This window comes from bacterium, from assembly GCA_014360495.1.
Taxonomy (GTDB): domain Bacteria; phylum Armatimonadota; class JACIXR01; order JACIXR01; family JACIXR01; genus JACIXR01.
In genome coordinates, this window is the sequence record JACIXR010000010.1 from 45312 (window position 1) to 71491 (window position 26180).

The window sequence follows — 26180 nt, forward strand, 5'->3', positions numbered from 1 at the left end:
CTATCCCATCCTTTGTTTTCTTTCTCCCCTCATCTCATTTCTTCTATAATTGCCTTTGTCCTCTCCAACCACTCCTTAGCTTCTTCATCTTTCGCGTTGTAAGGCTTCCCAACACCGATGTTCCTTGGGTATTCTAAAGCCCTTTCAAAGCTTTCCATTGCTTCTTCATATCTTCCCTCCTCAAAAAGCTTCTTCCCCCTCTCAACAAAAGCCCTGTAGTAAATCTGCCTCATCCTCACTTCGCCTTCCCAAGGACGGAATGTATTGCTCATCAAAAGCTCAATCGTCTTATCGTAATCGCCAAGCTCTAAGTATATCTCAGCTAAACGGGCGACAACCTGGCTCTTCTCGCGCACTTCCTCGGGAGCGGAAAGGAAAAACTCCAACCTTTTCCTCGTCTCCTTTCTGTTTGCGTATAATCTATCAAGCTCCAAATAGAGACGCCAATTCTTATCCAATTCAATTGCCTTGAGATAAAATTCCTCTGCTTTATGGAGCTCACCCTTTACCTTCCAATAGCCGAAGGCGAGATTGCGATAGAGGGGTGAGAAGGAAAGATATCTCCTCGCTTCCTCCCAAAAACTCAAAGCATCTTCTTCCCTTCCCAATGCATAAAGCAAATTCCCCAACGCATAAAGGGCGAAGCCATCGCTTGGATTATATCTCAAAGCAGTCTCAAGCACAAACAAGCTCTCAATCTCGTTGGGAAACAGGAAATGCGGTTCAGTTTTCCCTCCCTCTTTGAAGCACTCTCTCGCTTGCACCTCATTTCCCATTTTATCCCAAAGAAAACCAAGATAATAATAGACTAATGGATATACCCGTGCTCTTCCCTTCAAATACTCCTCTAACGCCTTAATTCCTTCTTCCCAAAAGCCTATATTGATGTAAGAACGGGCGATTTCAAGATAATCGTCTGCCTCCGAGATATGCGAATCGTGGGTTATCCCTATCTCTCCATTGGGAAGCAGAACGGGAAGCCCATCCCTTCGGCTGAGCCTGTCTCTGAACTCCTCATTTCCCTCAAGTAAATAGAGCTCAAAAAGAGCTAACCCATGAAGGGGGTCAAATTTGAGGGCTTTTCTTATCATCTCAATCGCTGATTCTTTATCTCCCTTTTTCCTCAAAGCAATGGCAAGCATAACCATCGCCCTAACATCATCCGCCCTTTTCTCCAATGCCCTTTTGAATAACTCTTCAGCCTGTGCATAATTGCCTTCGGATAAACCTATCTCCCCAAGATGATAATAACTCAAGGGGAGAAATTCCCCATCCCTTACCTTCCAGAGAAACTCCCTAGCCAGTTCCTTTTCCCCACTGAATTTATAGAGAAGCCCGAGATAGAAATTGGCTGGTCCGCTATGGGGATTTCGGGCTAAAGCCTTCTTTAAATGTTCCTCGCTCTTTTCCCACAAACCCCTTTCAAGATACAACCTGGCAAGAGCTATATGAGCGGGCGAGAAACCCTCGTCCAGCTCAATCGCCTTTAGATAGAGCTTCTCTGCTTCCTTCTTCCAATTAAAACGCTCTTTATCCAAACCCTCAAGATAAAAAACCTCACTTGTTGCCCCTTCGCTTTTCATTTCCACAGGTAAGCGAGATTCCTCCAATTCTTCCTTGAAAACCATTAGTTCCTTTCCATTCGCTATCACCCTCAATGTGAGGGGAGGACCCCCTATAAATTCTGCAAATTCCTTTATAAAGGGTTTGTTAGGGGAGAGGGAAACATCCGCTTCAAAAACTCTTTCGTCTTTTGCTTCAAGTATTATCTTCGCAGAGGGGATTTCCGAAGTTGGGCAAATCCCAAGCAAAATCTTGTTTCCTTTCCTTGTCAAATTAACCGCTAAAAATTCGTTTGCTTTCGTGAGCCCTTTAATCCCTCTTATGGGATACCAAAGTTCCCTCCAGCTTTCCCGGAAATGGGGAAGGAGGAAATCGTAAGTGGATTGGTCCTTGAATCTACCGCTCTGAATCTCGCAATAGGGACCATCGCCATCGCTCAATATATCCGCCCAGATGAGTCCATCGTCTGCACTTCCCCAAGTAAAGAACTTCTTGCCGATGGCATCAAATCTATTTGCGAAATGGACGACGCCGAAATCGGTAGAGTGGTCGTAGGAACAGAAGAAATCATCTTTGCAATCCTTAGCGAACAGGTCAACGGCGAATTTATGATTTATATACCAGGAGAGGTCTACTCCCTCATTTATGGGAAATCTCACCGTCGTCGCCCCGTAATATGCGGAGGTAATAGGATAGAAGAACTGCATTTTTTCATGGGCAGGAACGGCAGCGTTTGACCAGAAATAAAAGCGATGGGGGAAAGATGTGGGATTATAAAGAGCGATGTTTGTTTCTATGTAAGCTTTATCGGGATAGAGTTTTATCTCAACCAGCCATTTCATCCCGCTCAACCTTTCCCTATTCCCAACAATCACGCTTCCGCTCCCATCGGGATAACGGTTTGTTTTGTATAAAATGGGGGAAACCGTGGTCGTGCTATGACCCTTAGGGAAATTGAACTCCACACCTCCCGATATCCATGCTCCTCGCAAGGCTATTAGAGCGGGTTTTATCACATTGTTTCTATAGAAGACCTCTCTTCCGCTAATTTTATCGTAGGCGGAATAAATCCTTCCTCCTAGCTCGGGAAGGACGGTTATGAGGAGATATTCGTTTTCCAGGAATACGGCGTGATAGGAGCGAGTTATCTTGTGGTCTGTTATGTCATCCAACATCGTATAGGGGTAAATTGAATCATCCCCTTCTCTTTGGAAGGGAGGGAAAGGGTCTTCGTCGCCGAGGCAATAAGTGGGGATCTCTATTTCGTCTTCCCAAACTTTCGTCTCCAAAGGAATACACCTCCAGTTTTTTATGGAATGTTATCATCTTTGGGTTTAAATGTCTATTATTCTATACCCTTCCTTAAAGAAAGTGTAAATTTCTGATTTAAGGTATGAGTTTTTTCTCCAACCTCTTCCCACCCAGAGCCAAATTAATAAGGGGAGATGTTAACTGGGTCTTGTGAGCGAGGGAAGGTTTAGTCATAATCCTGAAGATAAAGAGAAAAAGCCAACCCGCATTGCCTTAAATTGCTCATACAGGTTAATATGATGTGCCCTTTCCTTTCTTACTCCTCCACTCTCTTAGCTATATCCTTTCTATAAAACATGTTATCAAACTTTATCTTTCCTATAGCTTCGTAGGTTTTCTGTCTTGCCTCTTTAAATGTCCTCCCCATTCCCACAACTCCTAAAACCCTGCCTCCCGCCGTTAAAATTTTCCCATCCTCCCTCTTCGTCCCCGCATGGAAAACGATACAATCCCTCACATCCTCCAATCCTTTTATCTCCTTACCCGTCTCGTATTTCCCGGGATAGCCCTGGGAGGCAATAACCACACAGATGCACTTATCATCCTTCCATTTCATCTTCACTTCCCTCAAGCGACCTTCCTCGCAAGCTATCAAAGCTTCCAAGAGATTTCCTTCCATCCTGGGCAAAACGCACTGCGTCTCAGGGTCTCCGAAACGGACATTGAACTCCAAAACCTTTGGACCTTCCTTCGTCAGCATAAGCCCTATATATAAAAGACCAACGAAGGGAGTTCCTCTCTCCTGCATTGCCCTAATAGTGGGATATGCAATCTTTTCCAATACCTCCTCCTGAAAGCTGGGAGGGAAAGCGGGAACGGGGCTATATGAGCCCATTCCACCCGTGTTTGGTCCCTCATCGTTATCGTATGCTCTCTTGTAATCCTGAGCGGGCTGAAGGGGTAGAAGGTAATCGCCATCTGAAAGAAGCATAAAAGACGCCTCTTCTCCCTCCAACATTTCTTCTATAACAATCCTATCCCCAGCGGAGCCAAAAACCTTTTTCTCCAAGATATCCTCAACAGCTTGGAAGGCTGCGTCCTTGCTACGACAGACTATGGAACCTTTGCCGGCGCATAGCCCGTCAGCTTTTACCACTATAGGGGCACCTACCTTTTCTATGTATTCCCTTGCCTTTTCCGCTTCATCAAAGACCTCAAAGGATGCAGTGGGGATTTTATGCTCCCACATAAGCTCCTTAGCGAATACCTTGCTTCCTTCAAGGAGAGCGGACCGGGAATCGGGACCGAATATCTTTAGGTTCCTCCTCTTGAACTCATCCACAATTCCCGCAACGAGGGGAGCTTCAGGACCTACTACCGTGAATTCTATTCTTTCTTTCTCGGCGAAATCGGCGAGCTGGGTTATTGCCTCAGCCTTCAACGGAAGGCAGGTTGATAACTCCGACATCCCAGCGTTTCCGGGAGCGGAGAATCTTTCCCCTTGGGGGTCATCCTGCGCCAGTTTCCATAGAAGAGAATGTTCTCTTCCTCCTCCGCCAACTATGAGAAGCTTCAAGGCTCATTCCTCCTCTGGGATATAATCTTCTTCTGTGTAACGAGTTTCAATTTCTTCAAAGCGAGTGTAAGCGGGAAGAAAGAGGAGTTTCGCGATGTCCGTGGGACCGCTCCTGTGCTTTGCCACATCTATCTCAACCGTTTCAACCTCTTCCTTCCCTTTATCCTCCAATTCCTCCTCTAACTCCAAAGTTGACTTCTTTTCCTTCTTCTCGTATATGCTCGGGCGATAAATGAGCATAACGACATCAGCTTCCGCTTCAATTGAGCCTGAATCCCGCAGGTCTGAAAGCATGGGACGTTTATCCTCTCTCATCTCAACTCTACGGGATAGTTGCGAGAGGGCGATGACGGGTATATTGAATTCTCTTGCTAAAGCTTTAAGGGAACGAGCGATAGCGGAGATTTCCTGATTGCGGTTCTCCGCCCTTCCCTCATAGCGTATAAGTTGGAGATAATCTATGATGAGAAGACCGAGGTCAACCTCGCTCATCAATCTTCTCGTCTTCGCTCGCATCTCAAGGGTTGTTTGGGCAGGTGTGTCGTCAATATAAATGGGCGCATTAGAGAGCTCTGAGATAGCGCTTATTATTCTCCCCCAATCATCTGGCTTGAGTGAACCTGTTCTGAAAAAGTGCTGATTGACTCTCGCATAACTGCATAGCATCCTTTGCGCTATCTGTGCCTTTGACATCTCCAAGCTGAAGATTCCAACGGGAATCTTCAGCTTCACCGCTATGTGTTCGGCGAAGTTGAGGGCTAAAGCTGTTTTGCCCGTGCTCGGTCTTCCCGCCAGGATTATCAAATCCGATTTCTGAAAACCAGCGGTTATCAAGTCAAGAGAGCGAAAGCCCGTCGGCAATCCAGTGGTGAGCTTTCTTTTATGATACAGCTCGTCAAGGCGTTCAAATTCCTCCTCCAATACCGGTTTGAGAGGCTCAAAAGTCCTTGAAATCCTCTTTTGACCAACCTGAAATATCAATCCTTCCGCTTTATCCAATATCCTGTCTACTTCCTCCTGCTCACTATAAGCCATTGCGGTTATTTCTTGAGAGGCTGTTATTAGGTTTCTTAGCGTTGATTTCTCTTGGACGATTCTGGCATAATGCTCTATATAAGCGGAGGTCGGCACGGATTCTAAAAGAAGCTGAAGATATTCCACCCCTCCAACCTTATCAAGATTTCCCCCTCGTCTGAGCTCCTCGGCGACTGTTACAATGTCCACCGGTTCAGCCCTCCCCTCCAAGGCAAGGATTGCTTTATAAATTATTTGATGGGCATCCCAATAAAAGTCGTTTGGCTGAAGGATTTCCAGCGCCTTGGGTAGGGTTGATGGGTCCATAAGGAGAGAGCCAAGCACTCCCCTCTCAGCTTCCAGGCTTTGCGGCGGTAGCTTTCCGAGAAGGGTATCTTCTTTCATCTTTTACTCCTTGGGAACAAGCTCAACAGTTATCTCAACCCTCTGCCCCGTCGGCATCCTAATGGGAACTTTATAGACCCCGATATGCTTAAGGGGCGCTTCAAGCTCTATATCCTTCCTGTCAACCTCTATTCCTCTCTCCGCCAATGCTTGAGCAATATCTTTGTTTCCCACTGAACCAAAAAGCTTTCCCTCTTTCCCCATAGCGACGGGAATGAGGAGATATTCACCCTTTAGCTTTTCAATTGCCTCCTCTACTTGTTTCCTAAGCCTTTCTTCCTTCTTTCTCAGCTCTCGTAGCCTTTGCTCAACGGATTTCAAAACTCCTTCCGTGACTTCCTCCGCAAGACCACGAGGAATGAGGTAATTACGGGCATATCCATCCGAGACATTCTTTATTTCTCCTTGCTTTCCTAAGCCGGGCACATCTTTGATGAGAAGAACTTTCATAGGACCTTGCCTCCCTGGGGGTATTTTCTATTAAATAATTTTAAGACATTGAGAAATTAAAAACAACTACTTTTCTAACTCACGCATATAGCTTGTCTTTACCTTTGCCCAATCATCACTTGAGAGGAAATCCCGAAGGATATGAAGATAATAGGGCATCCAGGTCTTCACTCTCTTTGGACGGCGAAAAGTTTCATCTTTTATCTTTGATAGAATCTCCCCCTCCATAGCGCCACCATCTGCAGAGGGAATGGGTGGCAACCCGCTTTTTATGATATGCCCTTCAAGACAATGTATCCATTCGTGAAGAAGAACCTCCACCATAGCTCCCCAGATTTTCGTTGCATCCTTCCAGTAATTGGGGATGTAAAGTCCCCTAACAATTGTTCCATCTTCTTGAAACTCCCAACCACCCCAAGCCGCTCCCGCCTTCGCTAAAGGTGAGCATACCACCACATCGTCAAAATATGAAAGAGGTCGCCCGAAATGTTCTTCGCTCAGCTTGCGCAGAAGGGGTAAAGCCTTATACATGTTCACTCTATACCCATAAGATTTGCTATCTTCAATGATATCTTGTGTAATCTTCTCCTTCTCAACTAACGCAAAAGAAACATCCATAGCCAAATTACCCGCAGTGAAATAGCGAACTATTTCTGAAAGGCGCCTTCCCGCCTCCTGAATCCCCTCAATCTCCTCCTGCTTGTATGATAGATTTTCTCTTTTCCCGCCCACTTCCATCTCTGCCTCTTTGAATACGAAAAATGCTAACCTCCAACGATTCACGGGCTCGTCCCTCATATCAACTACCTCAATCTTCCCTTCTCTTTTGAGCCCACTTCTCAATCCTCTAACTATAATGTCTGTTTTGCCGGTTTTCCTCCCCTCAAGGATATCCTCAGCTTCCTTTATGTCCGCTTCAAGCGCGCACCTAACATCCCATTTGTCTCCTTGAGAGGTCGCAATTTCCCCTCTACCTGCCACCTGTTTATTGAGGATGACGAAGCCAAGCGTTTCATTCGGAGGGAGGTTCTCGCAAAGCAAGAATCTTTTCTCTCCAACTAGCAAACGAATGAATGGCGGTAGGGTTTTCTCATCTTCTAAAGAAGGCACTACCTCCAGAATCGCCTCCCTTTTTATCCTCCCATTGTCAAATTTGAGAACTGTAGTGCCTATTTGCAGCCCGATAAGAAGGTTGCCTTCTACCTTCGCTATATCGGGATTCTCAATCTTCAATCCCAGATTTGCCCAGGGGAGAACAGGTCTTCCCACCTCGTCTCTTAAATCAATGAATAATGGCTCTCGTCTTCCCCTCTTTATTTTAACTTGAGAGGAAAGGGAAACCATCGCTATCTTGGATGGGTCAAGAAGATAGACTGTATCGCAATAAATCTCGTATGTTTGCTCTCGGTCTTTTAAGCGGAAAGATTGACGAAGGATGAGTCTGTCGCTTTTCAACTCCAAAGCCCTCTCAGCCCATCTTTTGGAGATGTAGGGGAAATCTGTCCATTCTAATTGACCCTTTGCAGGGATAATTCCCTTCATTTCCATCGGTTCCTCTCCTTTTGTTATAACCTCACCTGAGGGAATGAGGAAGGAGAAATTTCTCTGGACTAAGGAGATAGGATTGGAAGAAAAGTTTTTAAAGACATATTTGGTTTCGTAAACGAGGAAATCCTCGCCCAATTCGTGGAGTTTCTGAAGGCTTTGCTTTGTCTCAACGGAAATCGGGTGGGAGGCAAATAAGATACACGATATTAAATGAAAAAGGGCAATAGTAAGGAACCTCTTGGACTCTATCTTAATCATATACCTCAATATAACACCCTCGGGAGCATTTTCACACCTCCCGAGGGAGAGTGTCGTTCAGATTTCAAAGCGTCCTTTTAGGACTCTCTCTATTCGGTCTTTTCCTCTTCCTTTTTCTCCTCCGCCTGTGCCTTCAGCTCCTCAGCCTTCAGCTCTTCTCGGAGGCGCCTTTCCTCGGCGGCGGAGCGGAGCTCGGTTATCCCTATAGCGGCGATGAGGAGCCCGAGGAAAACGAGGAATATCCCAACGAACCCTTTAAGGAAATAAATGAGGGGTGTCCACCAGAAATAAATCAACCATCCGCCTCCAGCTATGCAGATGAGCCCAAGCAAAATAGCTAGCACATTGCCCATATCTTTATCAAGCCTCCTTTCTTATTTATTTCTTTAATTTTAAACAAGCTTTGTTTCCTGAGCAAGGATTTTTAAAGAATTTTAACGGGAAGCTTTATCACTTTTTGCTCTTTCTCTAGCCTCTCAATCTCCTCAAAGGGAGAGGAGCCGTCGGGAAGGAGGATGTTAGGAGCGATTTCTTGGAGAGGTAAAAGGGCGAAGAGGCGTTCCTTTAGATGGGGATGAGGAATGATGAGAGAGGGATGGGAAAAGGAGATATCGTCGTAAATCAGGATATCTATGTCTATGTTGCGCGGACCCCAGCGGAATGTCGGCTTGCGTCCCATTCTCCTCTCTATGTCTTTTATGAGTTCCAGTAATTCCAGAGGCGAAAGGTCAGTCTCCACCTCAAGAGCCAGATTAAGGAAATCCTCCTGCTGCTCATACCCCCAAGGAGAAGATTCATAAATTGAGGAAATCTTTCCAATCCGAATTCCTTCCTCCGTAAGAAGGCTTATAGCCCTCCTCAGGTTTCCCAGTTTATCTCCTTGGTTTGAGCCGAGGAGGAGGTAAACTATGGCTATGCCTCTTCTCCCAACCTTTCTCTAGCGAAGGCAACTGCTCCCATGACGCCAGCGTCATCGCCAAGTGCTGCTGGCAATATCTTGCACGGACCCCAAGAAGCCGATAATCCCCTTGCCTTCACTGTTCTCTCTATCGCTCCGAATAGAAGTTCTCCCGCCTGTGCAATGCGACCGCCAATTATGAAGACCTCTGGATTAAAGATATTTATAAGGTTAGCTACCCCGATGCCAACCCAATAACCCGTTTCCTCAATTACCTCTTTCGCTACCTCGTCTCCCTTGTAAGCCTCGTTCGCGATTATCTCGGGGTTTAGCTCACGCCAATTGTATTTAACAATCTCGGAAAGGGAAGATTTCCTTCCCTCCTGCAATTTTAAAACTGCTCTCCTTACTATGGCATCTCTTCCCGCCAAAGCTTCCCAGCACCCGTGATTTCCGCAGCCACAGCGAGGACCATTGGGCAATATCGTCATATGCCCCACCTCTGCGAACATCTCCGTTGCACCCAGCATAAGCTTTCCATCAAGCACTGCCCCTCCTCCTATCCCTGTTCCCAGAGTTATCATAACTACCCACTTATAACCCTTGCCGGCGCCATATTTCCATTCGCCAAGCGTAGCCAGGTTTACATCGTTTCCCAAAAACATCGGAACGGGAAATTCTTCCTGCAAGGATGAAATGACGGGGACATTCTCCCAGCCGAAGTTAGGGGAGAAGATACAGATGCCCGCCTTGGAGTCGTGTTGACCCGCCATAGCTATTCCAACCGCCCTTATATCTTCCCTCTTAGCTCTTGCCCGAGAGATTGCTTCCAGAAAGGAGTCAATTATCTGCCCTAATACCACTTTCGCTCCCTTTTCCATAAGGGCGCGCATCTTCGCTTCTCCAAGAATCCGCCCGTTCTCATCAACTACAGCTGAGCGGATATTCGTTCCTCCTACATCGCAGCCGATATAAAGCATTTTTTCTCCTCCTTTCTGTTTGCTCTAAAATTAGATTTTGGGGAAAAAAATAGAAAAAAGTCAAGTCCGATTTAAAAAGGGATTTTTACCGTGACATAAAATTTTGAAAATATTTGCTGATGATGTTATAATTTTATTTGAGCCGATGTAGCTCAGCGGTAGAGCGGGTGATTCGTAATCACCAGGTCGTGGGTTCAAATCCCACCGTCGGCTCCATATATTACCCCCCTAAATTTCCCCCTTGACAATACCCCAATTACTGTGATACTTGTTTTACTCGGTATGAAACTCTCTAAACTACTCTTATTATTTTTGATACTGTGCTTATCACAAGTTTTTGGAAGTGATAAGGTCATAAATCTGAAAAGGGTCTCTCAACCCCCGCGTGTGGATGCGCTCTTTGATGACGAATGTTGGGGAGAAGTGGAATGGATTGACGATTTCGTTCAATCTGAACCTATAAGAAAAGCACCTCCCTCCGAACGAACCGAGTTCAAGGTAGTGCAATATAAAAATGACCTCTATTTCGCTGTTAAATGCTACGATAGACGCCCCTCAGAAATCACCGCCCTTCAGAAGAAGGAGGATGGGGGGATGGGTTCGGATGATTGGTTTGAGATAATGATTGATACCTACCTGGACAGGAGAAATTTCTATTCCTTCTGCTTTAATCCGATGGGAACGAAGAGGGATGAGAAATGGGGAAATCTGGAGTGGGATGGAGATTGGGAAGTTGTGGCGAAGGTAACTGACGAAGGGTGGGTTGCTGAGTTGAGGATATCCCTTATCCCTTTGGCTTTCCCGAGAAGGGGAGAGGGTTATTTCGGTATAAACTTTAAAAGAAACATAAGGAGGTTAAGAGAGGAAAACATCTGGTCCTTCACAATGGATGTGCCTAACAGAGTGGACGACTTTGGTTTGATTGGTCCGATAGATTTCTCCTCCATTCCTTTCAACTCTCGGTTGGAGACGCTTTTATACGGAGTTGGTGGCTTTGGAGTGGATACGAGTTGGCATATGGGTTTGGATGCTACCAAGTTTCTCACTCCCGATTTCAAGTGCGCTCTTACTCTTTTCCCCGATTACTCAGATATTGAGGCTGTATACGAGAGCATAGATATAACTTACACTGAAAGGTGGCTTCCCGAGAAGCGTCCCTTCTTCACGGAAGGGAGCGAGTTTTTCGGGACTTTTTATTCCCGAAGAATAGATAAATTCGACCTCGGCTTCAAGGCTTTCGGGAAGCAGGGAAAGAACCAAATAGGTTTCCTAAATTGCGCTCGCTTTTCCCCCTTTCGCAACGATACCATCTTGAATATTTCCCACAATCCAACCCACCAGTCTTCAATTATTATGACTATCCAAAGCAGATTAGAGGAAGACCATAAAAATATAGTACTTGCAGGTGGCGGAGGTGGAGGGACAAGCGAATATTCGTTTGGTGCCTTTTATGGCGTTTCCCTAACCGAGCCGGGCGAGAACGGGTTTATAACACACATTGACTGCTGGAAAAGGCTTGGTGAAAGAAGTGGACTTTTTGTAGGTTACAGCGCTATGAGCCCTAATTTTACAGCCGATATTCAATACTTACCGGAAAAAGGTGTGAAAGGGATGAATGGAGGGTTTTATCATTTTAATATCTCCCCCAGAGGGTTGAGATGGTGGGAAGCCTATGGGGTAAATGTAGAATATTCAAAGCTTGATTTCTGGACTGGTGGACTGAAGGCGGAGAATAAGTCGGTTAATTTCTATCTCGGTTTGAGGGGAGATTGGTTTTTCAGCCTCGGTCGCAGCATCTCCTTCTACTCCCCCTTCCCGTCCTTTCCAACTCCCTTTAGAGACCACTTTACCTCCTTTTCCCTTGGTGCGGGCTCGCCGGAGAAAAGATATGGTTGGGGTTTCAGCTACGGAAAAGGAGTTCGGATGAATCAATCATATAAATTCGCCTCAGGGAGTATCGGGCGCCAGCTTATGAATGACAAGCTCAACATCAGCCTGAATTTTGAGAAGAGGTGGGTAGGGCTGGGGAATGGATGGCAGACAGCTCAGCAATGGTGGGGCTCAATTGCCTACGATATAGGGAGGGAATTCTGGTTTGTCATTAGGATTTATGGTCTAAAGGACGACGAAAGTCATCATAACATAAGCGCGGTTGTAAGGAGGAGAGGTGGAGAGAAGAGGGATTTTTATTTAGTTATAGGAGACCCTCTGGGAACGGAGTTCAAGGAGAGAATCGCCATAAAATACATCTTTCCCTTGTGATTAGACCAGCTCATAGAGGTGTGGATTGAACAGATATGAGCATCTCAACTTTATCTCGCTTTTCCTTTAGAAGAGATTCCGCTTCCTCTTCGGTTTCCCCCTCCACCCAGATGTGGAAATATGACTCTGATACATCGGGAAGGATTAGAACCCATCTATTTGATGCCTCTTTAACTAATATCCCATATTCGGAGGCGGTCCCCAATTCTTGAAGCAAAATACGCACCACTCTTCCCTTCTCCTGCCAGGAGCAGGGAACTGTTGCGTATTTCAAGTGGAAATCGGGAAGCTCTTTGAGGATATCTGGAACCTCAGCTTCCGTTTTAGCGAGGCACTGAAGTATCATCCCCAGGGCGAAAATCGCATCAAAAGCGGGCTGGAATTTGGGGAAAACCAATCCACCGGTTTCATTTCCTCCCAACAATGCGAGCCTTGAGGCCTCTAAAAGACTGCGAGGCAAGGGACGAGTCCTGATAACCTTCCCTCCATAACGCTGAGCAACTTCATCTATAGCGCTCGGGGCAAAGATATATGTGGCTATATCTCCTTTGTTCCCTGTCTCGTAAAGAAGCTTGGCGAAGAAGAGAAGAAGCTTAAAACCCTCTATCACCTCCCCATCGGGCGATACGATAGAGAGGGTTTCGCCTCCGCTATGCTCAAAGAAAACACCTAAATCAGCCTTTAAAGCCGTTACAGTACTTTTTAACTCGTTAATCATTCTATCCCTATCCTCTGGATAACGAGGAGCCCGTATGGGGTCGACGAAGGGATTAAGGGCTACAACCTCCAATCCCATTCTCCCAAGGATGGAAGGAAGAACGAGGGATGTCCTTCCGTAAGCGTAATCAATAACTATTTTGAACCGGCGAGAGGAAATCAGGCTCTCGTCCAAATGGGAAAGGAGCGCCTCTCTATAAGCTTCAACTACACGAGTTGAATACTCTATCGTCCCAACTTCGTGGTCCCTCACTCTCCTTATGTCCTCACGGAAGAAGAAGCTCTCCAACTTCCTTTGGGTTGATGGAGGAATCTCTATGCCCCTTTCATCAAACAGCTCTATTGTGAGAAGAGAGCTATGATAGGGGACCATCCTTATATGAGCCCCTCCAACCATACTTTGTGTTCTTATGGTGAAACGGGTTATCGGGATAATCATGGCTTGTAGATTCATCACATTTATGCCAGCGGAAAGAAGCCCAGAGATGAAAGCCCTCTTTATCATCCTTGCCGTCTGGGAGGAATCCCTGCTCACCGCAACCCAACTTCCTTTGGGAAAGATACTCCCAAAGGCTCCTCCGAGCTTGGTTGCATACTCCGGAGTTATCTCTAAGTTGCTTATTCCGGCAATCCCGTATCTTCTAAACAGACTGCCATACCATTTCCCTCCCCAAACCAAACTCATCGTCACAGTTGAGTTTCTCTCCACTATCTTATCAGGCCAAATCTTAACGAAGGGACGCACTATCACATCCTGTTCTAAATTGCAGCGGTCTCCTATTATCGCTCCCTCCTCTATCTTCGTCCTATCCCCTACTATCGTCTTTTCGGCTACGATACATCCGAAAAGATTTGCCGAACGCCCGATGAAAACCTTATCCCAAATCACGCACTTCTCAACCTTTACTTCCTCCTGAAAAACATTCTCCTCCCCTATCACCGCAGGACCGACTATCTTCCCTCTTCCTTCAAACCTCGTATGTCTGCCTATGTAAACGGGAGGTTGTATCTCCACCTCCCCTAACTCCACGCCCTCTCCAATAACAACACCGGGTTTAATCTCTTCGCCGTCAAGGATGACATTTACCTTCCCATAAAGGATATCAAAATTAGCTTCCATATAAGTGGTATGATTTCCTACATCGCACCAATAACCATTGCTAATAAACCCATAAAGAGGCTTCCCCTCCTGAAGTAGCTTGGGGAAGAGATTCTGAGAGAAATCAACGAACTGCTGGTCCCCGATATAGGAAAGAACCTCTGGCTCAATAATGTAAATTCCCGTGTTCACTGTGTCGGAAAAAGCCTCATCTCCCGATGGTTTCTCCAAAAATCTCTGAATTCTACCGCTCTCATCCACTATAACGACCCCATATTCCAAGGGATTGGAAACCCTTGAAAGGACTATAGTGACTAAAGCCCCTCTATCTTTATGGAAGGCAATAGCCTTGCTTAAGTCTATATCCGTAAGGGAATCACCGCTTAGTACAAGGAGCGTATCATTTATATTGAATGTCTCAGCCGCCTTCTTTACACTTCCCGCCGTTCCCAAGGGGATATCCTCAACGGAATAACGAAGGGAAAAGCCGAATTCCTTTCCGTCTCCAAAATATCCTTCTATTTCGTCCGCCAAGTAGTGGACGGTCGCTATTGCCTCCTCAAAGCCGTGCTTCTTCAAAAGCTCTATTATGTGTAGCATTATCGGTTTTCCACCCACGGGAACGAGCGGCTTTGGACGATGGACGGTTAAGGGTCTCAGCCTAGTTCCTTCGCCGCCTGCCATTATAATAGCCTTCATCTAAGCTCACCTCTCATCTTTGAGGAGGATAGGATAGCTCGGAGAAGGAGGTGGGGTCGATATAGGGGAAGAGTCGGTCCCTCTCCTCACAATAAACAAGATATTGCCAAGCTGAAGGCTCGGGTTCGTCTCCATTTAATATCTCCTTCAACATTTGGGAAAGGCGGAGGAAGGAATTGTAATGTTCTGCAACCCGCATCTCCGCATAATCCCTCGCAGACCAAGTAGAGATCAAGAATTGCCAGTCTGATGCTTGAAGGAGGAGAAGCTCCCTTGCCATCTGGGAGAGGATACGATTAGCCCTTTCATCTTTGCCCCATCCTCTTCTCACCAATTCCCTCATCTCCAATTCCGCCTGATAAATATATCGCCAAGTCCATTCAGTCCACTCGTTCAGCCATATCCAATGGAAGCCTCCTTCTCCCCAGGAACCCTCTGGAAGGGAAACAATTGTATCCGCGGGATTTCGCTCCAAATAATCGCCGCAAGTTATCATCTCTATCTCCTCATCCTCTGCTATCCTCTCTATAACCCTCTTGAGAAATCTCGGCCCCTCAAACCACCAATGTCCGAACAGCTCCGTGTCATAAGGAGCGACAATTATCCCCTCCCGCCCCGTCTCCGCTTTGAATTCGCTCAGGACTTTCTTCAACAGGGTGAGGAAATGGCGGGAATGTTCCTCCACTCTCTCATCTGCCTTTTCGGGAATGTATATCTCTTTTGCACCCAAGTCAGCCTTTGGATTGGTTACCCGCCAGAAACGAAGCCCGCTTGGGAAGTGCTTCTTATGAAAATCAAGATAATAGCTATCGCCGGGATAACCCACCTCACCACTCCAAACTTGTAGACCCGTTTGGGGGTCTCGAACGAAAACGGCAACGGGTCTTTTGGGTTCTCCCGAGGAGTTCACGAGATAGGGACGATAGGGTTGTTTTTGTATATCCTCCGGTCTCTCCACTTTCTCCACCCTTTCCCAAAGGGTTTTCAGAGCCTCAAATCTCTCAAGATAAACCCCTGTAACTTTCCCTCCCCTTAAAAGGTGTGTATCTATGATGAAATATTGCAATCCTTCCTCACTCAGGAATTCATCAACGCCTTTTCTCAGGTAGCTGTAATCAATGATGGGGGCTTTCCATTCGTAGCGAGGTCTATATGCACATTCCGGTAGCCACATACCTCTTGGCTGGCGATGAAAATGTTTCTGATAGGCGGAAACACCCAATCTCACCTGCGTCTGAACGCTTTCATCCAAGAGAAGAAGAGGGAGATAGCCGTGGGTTGCTGCGGAGGTCATTACTTCTATCTGACCGCCATCCTGTAGAGCTCTCAATTCACCAATCAAGTCCTCTCTTAGCTCTTCCTCAAATTTTTCCAATGTAGCGGTGTAAAAATTCTCCCACATCTTAGCGAGTTTAGCTATTTCTCGTTCCCCTCGCTTTCTCCATTCCTTCTCTGCCTCGTGGCTTAGCTCTATCTTATTTTTAAGATAGCCCCTGAGTTCGCTTGGGAAGAAGGGGTCGGAGAGCTGTTCGCAGGTTACCGGTGTGATGCTGAAGGTAACTTTCGGGGGAATCCCTTTCTCCGCGAGTTGACGGAAGATGTTTATGAGGGGAATATAACATTCAACCGTCGCTTCCGAAAGCCAATCCATTCCGTGAGGCCATCTGCCATGGGAAAGAACATAAGGGATATGAGTGTGCAGTACTATGGCGAAATAGCCAATAGTTTTTTTCAGGATAAATCACCTCTCTTAAGAATTACTATCTTTCAACAACCTCCCACTTCCCGCATCTATCCCCCCAGCGAGCAAGAATCCTCCCGTTGCTTTTTATCTCCACTATCTCGCACCTATTAGAACAGCCCTTACATTCAAAGGATGAGGTCTCAAAATTCATCTCCGCAACCTCAAAGCCACGGAAACGGCTCCTTTTTCCATCCCTCATCTCCTCCATAGCGAGTAAACCCGCCCCTATCGCTCCCATCACATGATGATAAGGAGGGACAAGCACCTCACACCCCAGCGCCCTTTGAAAGGCGTATTTAATGCCGATATTCGCCGCAACTCCTCCCTGGAAAACTATCGGTGGGAGGATTTTCTTCCCTTTTGCAACATTGCTGAGATAATTTCTCACTAAAGCCTCACATAAACCAGCGACTATATCCTCAACGGAAAAGCCCATCTGCTGTTTATGTATCATATCGGATTCCGCGAAGACCGTGCACCTTCCTGCAATTCTCACCGGCGTTTTCGCCTTCAGAGCAAGGGCACCGAATTCCTCAATCGGTATCCCCAACCGTTCTGCCTGCCTATCTAAAAAGGAACCCGTCCCCGCAGCGCAAACCGTGTTCATAGCGAAATCAACTACCAATCCGTTTCTCAAAATTATTATTTTTGAATCTTGACCCCCTATCTCTATTATCGTGTTGACATCGGGGTTGAAGCGAAGAGCGGCCACGGCGTGAGCGGTGATTTCGTTTCGTATAACATCAGCGCCAATCATTACGCCAGCCAGATACCTCGCTGAGCCAGTCGTCCCCGCTCCCCTTATCTCTATATTTCTCGGCAAATCCTCCTTCACCATCGCAATCCCCTGCTGTATTGCTCTAATCGGCTGCCCCTGAGTGCGGATATACACGGGCTTGCCTAAGGGATTGCCTTCCTCATCAATTACGACCACCTTGGTTGTTACTGACCCAACATCAACTCCTATATATCCCTTCAAACCTTCACCACCTCCCTTTTGCGGCGGAGGAGGTCAACAAAAGCCTCCAATCTCGTCAATACTCCTGCCTTGCCGGTATGTTCATCAAACACAAGTGTCAAGACAGGGAAGGAGAGGTCCTTGCTAACCCGAGGCAAAATGCTCTGAGCGATTATCTCAGGCATACAGGTGAAAGGCATAAGATGAACCATCCCTTGAAATCCCTTGCGAGCATAGATAACCGCTGAGGCAACGGATAACTGCCCATCACCACCAACGAAGTGACTCAAATAGGGCTTCGCCATCTCTTCCAAAAGCTTGTGCTTTCTTATGCCTCTCAACGAGGGAACAAGATGTTCCTTAACCCAATCCGTTATGTAGAGGGTCCTCTCAACCTCAACATCCATCTTCCCCAGTTCATTTTCAACCTCCATATTCACAAATGGCTCCAAGACAACGAAAATCTCTCCTGTAACCGCCACCCTTATTGGGTCTATGTTTTTCCTGGGAACAGAGAGGAGCTCCTCAATCGCCTCCTTCTTTGTCTTTTTAATCTCTTTATAAGATGAAGCATCGTCAAGTCTATGAAGGGTTTTCTCCAATATATGCATCGTATCTCCCTTGTTTATCTCTCTAGCCTTTATCTTATGCCCGAGCTTTTCCAGCTCGTCCATTACCTCAAGCTTTTTGATTCCGAAGAGAAGGGCGGAGAAAATCTTGTAGACGGGTTTACCGTTTCCCACCCTCTTCAAATCGTTTATGAACTCCTTCCATCTTCCCTGTGGTGGGTCAAATATCAAGAAATCCACATTATAACCCAAATCCTCCAAAATCCTCTTTTGCACCGCTCCATAATAGCCGAACCTGCAGGGACCCACGCCTCCCGCCATTATGATTGTATCAGCCCCTTTTTCAATCGCTTCAAGGAAACAGCCCAGATTGATCTTCAAGGGAAGGCAGGCGAACTCGGGAGAGTATTGGGAACCCAATGTCAAAGTGCGCTTTGAGGGCTTGGGTGGGACGATTACCTCATGACCTAACTCTCGCAGGGCAGTTTTCAATCCAAGCCAGAGATTTCCCATATGGGGAAAAGTTACCCTCATCTCTTTCTCATCCTCAACATATCAACGAATGCCTCAAGCCTCGTGAGGAGTCCCGCTTCCCCCGTGTGTTCATCCAAAGTTATGACCATTATGGGGAAATTTCCCTGCCTTCTTGCCTCGCTCTGAATCAGCTCTGTGATGAGGGAATCAGGTCCGCACTCAAAGGAAACGACATTTATTATTCCGTCCACCTTCTTCGTGTGGATTAGATAGAAAGCAGAACCCACTATATCCCTTTCATAGGACCAAAAGAGACGCTTGGGAAGGAATTCAGCGTGATGCTCTATATCCTCCTGCCTTATCATTTCCCCGGTTATCACTTCCGCTCCCATATTTTTTAGCTTTCCCAGCATATCAAGTGTGGAGAAACGGTCGTAGACATTGTAGGGATGCCCTACCACGCCGATTTTGATATCTCCCGATTCCTTTTTCTCCACCTTCTTCCCAGAGAAGAGGACGTCAATCGCCTCATCAGGAGTGAGCCCTTTCAGCATAAGTCTTCTATACTCCCATAGAGCTTGACAGGAACTTTCATATGCTGACCTAATTTTATTTAAAGGAACTCCGAATTTCCTCCCTATTTCAAGCGCAGCTTTTAAAGGACTCTTGTCCTTCTTTTTAACATTTACAGTGGCGTCTATAACTGGAGGTATATCGCTCAAAGTGCTTCGGATGACATCGGGGAGTCCAAGGAACTTGGGGCAGGTATAAGCCTCCTTTTCCACAGCAACTATGCGAGGGATGAAAAGATAATCCACTTTTTTATCCGCGAGGTATAAGGTATGTCCGAAGAAAATCTTCACGGGAAGGCATACATCGTCTTGGGAGTTCTCCGTTCCGAGGTCTAATATTTCCTTGGCGGTAGGAGGTGAAGTGATGACCTCCGCTCCAATCTCCTCAAGGAAGACCCTCCACATGGGATAATAATGGTAAAAGAGAAGTCCTCTTGGGATGCCAACTTTCATAGCATTAATAAATTATAACAGAAAATTGTTTTTTGTTGAATAAAATGTATATAAGGAAGGGAAGAATATATTATGTAGGTGCGATTTCAATCCCTCTAAAAAAGATGTAGAAATGGAAGTGAGGTAGGCGAAAGAAGAAGTAACCTAAAAGCTGAACACACAAACGCGAGAAGGGTGGCGGCGAAGCAATCTCTAAAAGATTGTGAGTCTTCGGTGGGCTTACAAAGAGAAGGAGTTAGAGGATATTTATTCACCCCACGTTTGATATGGCATGACGGATTGTTTGATATGAGCCCTTCAAGGCTGAATGTTCATCCGCAGTGAGAGGAGGCTCTATTATAGTCTCAACACCTTCACCTCCCACGACGCAGGGCAGGGATAGACACACATCCTCAAAGCCCATCTCGCCTGACAGGTAAACGGAAAGGGGCAAAATAGAATGAGCATCCCTTTGTATCGCTTCTATTACCTTTAAACTAGCGAGGGCCACCGCCGTCCCTGCTCCTCCCTTAAGTCTTATCATCTCGGCTCCCGCTCTCCTTACCCTTTCCTTTATCTCCTCCAGCATCCCCTCCCTTAGACCGGGAAAAGATAAAAGGGGAACGCCACCTATGCTCGCTATGCTAAAGGGGAAAACCATTGAATCACCATGCTCCCCCAATACCATCGCTTGAACATCCTTGGGGTCAACTCTTAAAGCGGAAGAAAGATAAGCTCTTAATCTCAGTGTATCCAGCAGTGTTCCCAAGCCGATTATCCTTTTCCTAGCGAATTCGCTTTCCTTATGGGCGAAATAGGTGAGAACATCTACGGGATTGGAAATAACCAGCAGAATAGAGCTCTCCTTTTTGTTCTCTTTTAGCCTTGAAAGCACTTCCCTAAATATAGCCAAGTTTCTATTTATCAAGGATAACCTGCTCTCATTTGGTTCCCTCCTAGCACCAGCCGTTATGACGAATATATCCGCTCCCTCAGCCTTTTCCCAACCCGCTGAGAAGATTTGAGGATAAGCCGACGATGTCCCCTGCAATAAATCCTCAGCCTCTCCAATTGCTAATTCCTCCCTCACATCCAATAACACAATCTCCTTTCCCACCCCCTTCATCTGGAGGGCAAAGGCCAACGAAGCCCCAACTCTTCCCGCTCCGATAATTGCTATCTTCATTTCTCGCCCTCAACGAGGGATTTGCTCGGTGAATATAGAAGCTTCATTTCCCCTTTTCCCGTAAGGAGCATCTCCACGATTTGAACATCCTCCTCAACCTCTTCCCGATTCATAAAACCAATCGCTATGGGGTCGTTTGGCTTGGTGTTAGCAAGGACATAGGAGAGCGCCTCATAGGGCATAACCCTACCTGCAGCGAGCGGTTTGATAATGATGACGGGCTTTGGAGTTCTCCTGATTATCTCCGCTTGCCAATTCGTCTCAATCGCGCATAAAAAGCCGATGACATTTAGAGGAAGAATATAGCATTCAACATCGTAGCCGCCTGCCTCAGCGGAGGGGAGGGTATCGGGGCGGTGGGTAGATAAACCGGGAACCATCCCTCCGTCCCTAATGAGGGCAAGCAAATCCTCAATTCCTTCAATCTTGTTCTCTCCGCTTATCAGATGGCTATCCGTGTAGGATGCGTGGATGAGGCAAATCTCCGCCTTCTGCTTAGCCAGCCATTTTATTTCCTCCGCTTGTTTCTCCTTTTCCTTATGTCCATAAGTGGTTGAGACCCATATTATCCTCTGTCCAGTTTCATCCTCAACCATTTTTCTGGCATCAGCGAGTTTCTGGTCGGCGGGACCAACGAATGCATTTATGCCCTTCTCCAAGCAAGCTTTCATAACCTCGGCGATTCTCTCAACCGTGAAATACCGTTTAAGGAAAGAGTCCTTCGCATAAGAGAAATGAGAGAAGCCCAGGAAAGAATTGGTGCCACAAATGAGTTTAGAGATTTTATATTGAGCTAATGAAACAAGTGGAATAGCCATTTAAATCACCTCTAAGAAAGTTTAAACGGTAAAGGATTGATAAGGCAATAGATATTTTCAAAAATTTGTTCTATAAGAGAAGGTTTGATAACGGAAAAGGACACGGAGTAGTCTTGTTTCAAGTTTTTTTATAAAATTTTAATAAATTTTTGGAAGGAGGATGGCGATGGTAGAAAAATTCATTCTTCCTAAAGGTCCTTTTGAGCCAAACTGGGAGTCCCTCAGGAATTATCAAGTCCCCCAATGGTATCTTGATGCAAAGTTCGGCATCTTCATCCATTGGGGTCTGTACTCCGTTCCCGCTTTCTACAGCGAGTGGTATCCCCACTTTATGTATGTCAAGGATTCGCCCGTGTACAATTATCATATCCAGCATTATGGTCCCCAGTCGAAGTTCGGTTATAAGGATTTCATCCCCTTATTCAAGGGAGAGAAGTGGGACCCTTACGCTTGGGTTGATTTGTTTAAGAAAGCGGGAGCTAAATACATTGTCCCCGTTATTCAATTCCACGATGGCTTCCCCATGTATGATTGCCCCTTCACTCGCTGGAATTCCGTCCGAATGGGTCCAAAGCGGGATGTTGCGCGTGAATTATCTAATGCCGCGAGAGAGAATGGACTCCGTTTCTGCCTTTCATATCATTTCGCTGAACATTGGTTCTGGTTCCACCCGGGAAAGCTCATTGAATCCGATGTCAACGACCCTCAGTATGCCGATTTCTACGGTCCCGCCCAACCAGAGGAAACCTCTCCCGATGAAGCTTTCCTTGAACACTGGCTTGAACGCCTCATCCATCTTGTTGATACATATAAACCCTCCCTCGTCTGGTTTGACTGGTGGCTACATGAAAAACCCGTCTTCGCTCCCTACCTGCAGTTCTTCGCCGCTTATTATTACAACAGAGGACATCAGTGGGGAGAGGGAGTTGTGATTACTTATAAATATGATGCTTTCCCTGAAGGAACAGCTGTTTTGGATGTGGAAAGAGGACAGTTGGGTGATATTAGTCCCTTCTTCTGGCAGACCGATACCTCAATAGATAGGAAATCCTGGTGCCATATACAGGACCCCGATTATAAGTCCCCTGAACATATCATTCGCCAACTCGCCGATATCGTCAGCAAGAACGGTTGCCTACTCCTCAATGTAGCCCCTCGTGCCGATGGGACAATTCCTGAAGAGCAGCAGGAAATACTTTTGAAGATAGGAAATTGGCTCTCCCGCTACGGCGAGGCTATCTATGGAACTCGCCCTTGGGTGAAGTATAAGGAGGGACCAATAGATTTCCCAGCTGGTTCCTTCGTAGATGGCACGGAAATTGAGTTCACATCAAAGGATATCCGCTTTACTCGAAAGGGCGATTATCTTTACGCCATTTTTATGAATAGCCCGAAAGGAAATCAACTTGTGATAGAATCGCTTGGAGCAGGTAATACCCATTCTGTTGAAGTCCAGGAAGTGGAATTGCTCCCTAACTATGAAAAGCTCAAGTGGAGAAAAGCGGAGGGAGGTCTATTCATTGAGCTGGTAAAAAAGCCCGAAGATAAAATTTTCGCCTTGAGAATGAAAATAAGGTAAGGAGGGATTAGATGATGAGAATTCTTAAAAAGATTTTGCTGATTTTGCTCTTCTCTTTTATCTTCATCAGCCCGGAGGTGAAGCTAATGGGAGAGAACGGAGGAGAATATCTCTTCGGTTATTTAATCCTTCCCGTTGAGGGAGGTGTTGACAGAAGCTACGGATATGGATTTTCTATGTATGTCCCAGCCTGGCCACTCCTTATGCATTACCCTGGACACGAGTTTCAATCAGGATTGCCCGGCACTTGGATGTTCGCCCAAGATTCTCCCGTATATTCCGATGTTGAGGGAGGACTCGGTTGGTGGAGGGATACAAGATTTCCAATGGAAACGCCCAAGTTCATAATGGGAGGAGTGGCACCGGATTTCTCGGAGATAGCTAACGGTCCCTCTCACGGAACAGAAAGATGGGATAAACCGGGGAGCGGTGTATATGGAGTTGCTCAGCTCAGCAATCGGCTTCTCTTCCCAATAGACGGTCTGCGAATAAAGGATGGAGCCAAAGGGGAACTGCTCGGCTATGGCTATCTCAACCTTCCCCTCATCGAACCAAAAGATAAAACAGACGGTAAAGATATCCCTACAGGAGGAAATTGCTGGACTCTTTTCCTTAATGCCAATAACTTCAAGGGACCAGTTGCCTTCTTCACTCCCTATTTCTGGTCTAATCATGCGCTAAATAAACCTGAGTGGGCGGGTTGCCTCCTTGACAGCAAGCCGGCTGACCCCAACAGGGCTGTTCAAATGGAGACCCAATGGATTCCCTGTAGGGTAGTGAAGGATAGCAAGGGCACACTATACGCGCGCATAGCGGAGGTTTTGTTACCAATAAATCACGAGGGAGTCACTGTCCTCCTTCATAGGGATACAGTTTATAACGAGAAAGCTATATGGGAATCCGTTAAAGCTTGGTTTTCCGGCGGACCACAAGCTACGGGCAAGATAAATCCTGAAGGAGCATATGTCCGAAAGATAAAAGAAGGAGGCTATAGCACTTGGGAAATTAGAATTCCCACAGGAAAGGGCAACGAGGAAATGAGAGCTCCCTTGGATTGGAATTCCTTCGCCACTCCTATAAGAATAGATGAATACACTTATGGATATAGATGGAATCCCAAATTCGTTAGAAAATATCGCGATTTCATAATACTCCCAGAATTTTATCGGTTGGAGAATGCCGATGAGCCGAAGAAGGCAAAGTGGGTTCCAGTCTTGCCAGAAGAAGTCCCACCAGAGACGCATCTAAAGGGGATAAGATTCACTCGCCCTGTTGAGCCGCCACCAGAGCCCTACACCACACCGGAGGACCCCCAGAGCTGTTGGAAGAAGCCCGGACCGGCGGCTGGTCCATTCAAGGCATATCTTGGGGATGGAAGCGTTGTGACATATTATTGGTATAGATTCGCTGACCAGCCAGCGCTCTTGAACGCGGGATTAACGAAAGAGGAGAGGGAAAGGATGCAGAAGAGAGTTGAGATGATTCATAGATACTGGAACAATAACAGAGATTATCTCCTTCCCCCAACGATAGGAAAGCTCGTGGACCTAGACCCAGCTCAAATAGTGACCCCGCCGAAGGGCTTAGAAGTTGGGTATGTCCCAATCCCCGTCCGCCAAGAATTAGCGAAAGAAAAAACCGAAAAGGAAGGATGATGATTGAGCAAATTTCCATGTAATTGAGCATTTTATAAGACCAAGATTCTCCTTATAAAGTTAATAGTCAAGCAATATGGGAAATCTCTAAGGAGTCTCAAATGTCATGAAATTACACATCATTTTGACTTTTCCCGCCTTTAGAGTCTATAATATCTATAACCCTTCTTAAAGCTCTTCTTGGAAAAGAGGCGAAGCTTGAATGCCGAAGATAGAAATTGACCAAGAGCGATGCAAAGGCTGTGGTCTTTGCGTTGAATTTTGCCCAAGAAAAGTCATCGTCTTCTCTACCAATTTCAACAGCAAGGGAGTCCATCCCGCTCAATTCATGGACGAAGGTAAATGTACCGGCTGCGCCTTCTGCGCTATAATGTGCCCAGACGCCGCCATTGAGGTCTGGAGGTGATATAATGAAAGTCCTCATTAAAGGAAACATCGCCGTCGCTGAGGGCGCCATCGCTGCTGGATGCAGGCTTTTCTTCGGCTATCCCATAACTCCCCAAAATGAAATCCCTGAGCATATGTCTAAAAGGATGCCTGAGGTTGGCGGCGTCTACCTTCAAGCAGAAAGCGAGGTCGCAGCTATAAATATGGTGATGGGCGCCGCCGCAGCGGGCGCAAGAGTGATAACCACTTCTTCCTCTCCCGGTATATCCCTTATGCAGGAGGGAATATCCTATATCGTTACCTGTGAACTCCCCTGCGTTATAGTCAATGTCGTGAGAGGAGGTCCGGGCTTGGGCAATGTCCTCGCCGCTCAATCGGATTACTTCCAAGCAGTTAAGGGAGGGGGACACGGCGATTATCATCTTATAACCCTTGCCCCTTGGTCCGGTCAGGAGATGTACGAGCTCACATACCTTGCCTTTGACATTGCGGATAGATATAGACATCCCGTTATGGTGCTTGCTGACGGCATCTTGGGGCAGATGATGGAGCCAGTTGAACTCGGCACCCTCCCGCCACCCAACATCCCTCCAAAACCCTGGGCAACAACGGGAGCGAAGGGGAGGAAGAAGAATATCATCAATTCCCTTGAGATAGTTGGGGAGAAGATGGAGGAGATAGTAAAGAGGATATTCGCTAAATATGAGGAAGCTAAGGAAAAGGAGACTAGATGGCAGGAAATTCAAACGGAGGATGCGGAGCTAATTCTCGTGGCTTATGGGACATCCGCCAGAGTTTGCAAAACGGTAGTGGATTTGGCAAGAGAAGAAGGCTTAAAGGTAGGACTTCTTCGCCCCATAACCCTCTTCCCCTTCCCATCTAAAAGGTTGAGGGAGTTGGCGGACAAGGTGAAAGCGATGCTCGTCGTTGAGATGAGTATGGGGCAGATGGTTGAGGATGTTAAGCTGTCAGTTGAATGCAAATGCCCCGTCCATTTCTACGGACGAACGGGTGGCGTTGTCCCTAAGCCAAAGGAAGTTCTTGCCGAGGTCAAGAAAATTCTGTATAATAGATAGAACATTAGGG

At 46.5% G+C, this 26180-nt stretch carries 20 protein-coding genes and 1 tRNA gene; 6 read left to right on the forward strand and 15 right to left on the reverse strand.

The features are described 5' to 3' along the window. Positions 1–29: 29 nt before the first annotated feature. From H5T88_09015 to H5T88_09050, 8 genes are all read right to left on the reverse strand, one after another. Entirely contained in the window at positions 30–2852 is a 2823-nt protein-coding gene (locus H5T88_09015) for a DUF5107 domain-containing protein (protein ID MBC7330482.1), read from the reverse strand. A gap of 278 nt (positions 2853–3130) precedes the next feature. Continuing rightward, a complete protein-coding gene (purD, locus tag H5T88_09020; protein MBC7330483.1) occupies positions 3131–4390 on the reverse strand; it encodes a phosphoribosylamine--glycine ligase in 1260 nt (419 codons plus the stop codon). Between the two features lie 3 nt (positions 4391–4393). Next, a complete protein-coding gene (gene dnaB / locus H5T88_09025) occupies positions 4394–5809 on the reverse strand; it encodes a replicative DNA helicase (GenBank protein ID MBC7330484.1) in 1416 nt (471 codons plus the stop codon). A gap of 3 nt (positions 5810–5812) precedes the next feature. Beyond that, positions 5813–6259 carry a 50S ribosomal protein L9 gene (locus tag H5T88_09030; GenBank protein MBC7330485.1) on the reverse strand — a complete coding sequence of 149 codons (447 nt, stop codon included), beginning with the start codon at positions 6257–6259 and terminating at the stop codon, positions 5813–5815. Between the two features lie 66 nt (positions 6260–6325). Then, on the reverse strand, positions 6326–8065 hold the full coding sequence (locus tag H5T88_09035) for a hypothetical protein (protein MBC7330486.1): 1740 nt from the start codon (positions 8063–8065) through the stop codon (positions 6326–6328). Between the two features lie 89 nt (positions 8066–8154). Further along, a complete protein-coding gene (locus H5T88_09040) occupies positions 8155–8418 on the reverse strand; it encodes a hypothetical protein (protein ID MBC7330487.1) in 264 nt (87 codons plus the stop codon). Positions 8419–8489: 71 nt separating this feature from the next. After that, a complete protein-coding gene (folK, locus tag H5T88_09045) occupies positions 8490–8981 on the reverse strand; it encodes a 2-amino-4-hydroxy-6-hydroxymethyldihydropteridine diphosphokinase (GenBank protein MBC7330488.1) in 492 nt (163 codons plus the stop codon). Beyond that, entirely contained in the window at positions 8978–9943 is a 966-nt protein-coding gene (locus H5T88_09050; GenBank protein MBC7330489.1) for an ROK family protein, read from the reverse strand. Before H5T88_09050 ends, folK begins: the two co-directional genes overlap by 4 nt. A 141-nt stretch (positions 9944–10084) precedes the next feature. On the opposite strand from H5T88_09050, the gene H5T88_09055 reads away from it, so the two are divergent. Together H5T88_09055 and H5T88_09060 are read left to right on the forward strand one after the other, a co-directional pair. Next, positions 10085–10159 (forward strand) — tRNA-Thr (locus H5T88_09055). Positions 10160–10255: 96 nt separating this feature from the next. Then, positions 10256–12205: a carbohydrate binding family 9 domain-containing protein gene (locus H5T88_09060; GenBank protein MBC7330490.1), complete on the forward strand. Its 1950-nt coding sequence runs from the start codon at positions 10256–10258 to the stop codon at positions 12203–12205. A 10-nt stretch (positions 12206–12215) separates the two neighbouring features. On the opposite strand, the gene H5T88_09065 is transcribed toward H5T88_09060, so the two are convergent. The 7 genes from H5T88_09065 to H5T88_09095 form a co-directional block, all read right to left on the reverse strand. Continuing rightward, on the reverse strand, positions 12216–14720 hold the full coding sequence (locus tag H5T88_09065) for an NTP transferase domain-containing protein (protein ID MBC7330491.1): 2505 nt from the start codon (positions 14718–14720) through the stop codon (positions 12216–12218). Between the two features lie 13 nt (positions 14721–14733). After that, on the reverse strand, positions 14734–16371 hold the full coding sequence (locus tag H5T88_09070) for a DUF1957 domain-containing protein (protein ID MBC7330492.1): 1638 nt from the start codon (positions 16369–16371) through the stop codon (positions 14734–14736). A gap of 109 nt (positions 16372–16480) precedes the next feature. Beyond that, positions 16481–17443 carry a 2-hydroxyglutaryl-CoA dehydratase gene (locus tag H5T88_09075; protein ID MBC7330493.1) on the reverse strand — a complete coding sequence of 321 codons (963 nt, stop codon included), beginning with the start codon at positions 17441–17443 and terminating at the stop codon, positions 16481–16483. Next, complete coding sequence (locus H5T88_09080) at positions 17440–18525, reverse strand: CoA protein activase (protein ID MBC7330494.1); 1086 nt, start codon at positions 18523–18525, stop codon at positions 17440–17442. Before H5T88_09080 ends, H5T88_09075 begins: the two co-directional genes overlap by 4 nt. Continuing rightward, positions 18522–19490, reverse strand: a complete 969-nt coding sequence (locus tag H5T88_09085) for a hypothetical protein (GenBank protein ID MBC7330495.1) — start codon at positions 19488–19490, stop codon at positions 18522–18524. Before H5T88_09085 ends, H5T88_09080 begins: the two co-directional genes overlap by 4 nt. A gap of 250 nt (positions 19491–19740) precedes the next feature. Next, entirely contained in the window at positions 19741–20655 is a 915-nt protein-coding gene (locus tag H5T88_09090) for a lactate dehydrogenase (protein ID MBC7330496.1), read from the reverse strand. Continuing rightward, complete coding sequence (locus tag H5T88_09095; protein MBC7330497.1) at positions 20652–21473, reverse strand: hypothetical protein; 822 nt, start codon at positions 21471–21473, stop codon at positions 20652–20654. Before H5T88_09095 ends, H5T88_09090 begins: the two co-directional genes overlap by 4 nt. A gap of 166 nt (positions 21474–21639) precedes the next feature. On the opposite strand from H5T88_09095, the gene H5T88_09100 reads away from it, so the two are divergent. The 4 genes from H5T88_09100 (at position 21640) to H5T88_09115 (ending at position 26170) form a co-directional block, all read left to right on the forward strand. Then, a complete protein-coding gene (locus H5T88_09100) occupies positions 21640–23052 on the forward strand; it encodes an alpha-L-fucosidase (GenBank protein MBC7330498.1) in 1413 nt (470 codons plus the stop codon). Positions 23053–23063: 11 nt separating this feature from the next. After that, on the forward strand, positions 23064–24707 hold the full coding sequence (locus H5T88_09105; GenBank protein ID MBC7330499.1) for a hypothetical protein: 1644 nt from the start codon (positions 23064–23066) through the stop codon (positions 24705–24707). 202 nt (positions 24708–24909) lie between these two features. Then, positions 24910–25113: a 4Fe-4S binding protein gene (locus H5T88_09110; protein ID MBC7330500.1), complete on the forward strand. Its 204-nt coding sequence runs from the start codon at positions 24910–24912 to the stop codon at positions 25111–25113. 1 nt (position 25114) lies between these two features. After that, complete coding sequence (locus H5T88_09115) at positions 25115–26170, forward strand: 3-methyl-2-oxobutanoate dehydrogenase subunit VorB (protein ID MBC7330501.1); 1056 nt, start codon at positions 25115–25117, stop codon at positions 26168–26170. Positions 26171–26180 lie beyond the last annotated feature (10 nt).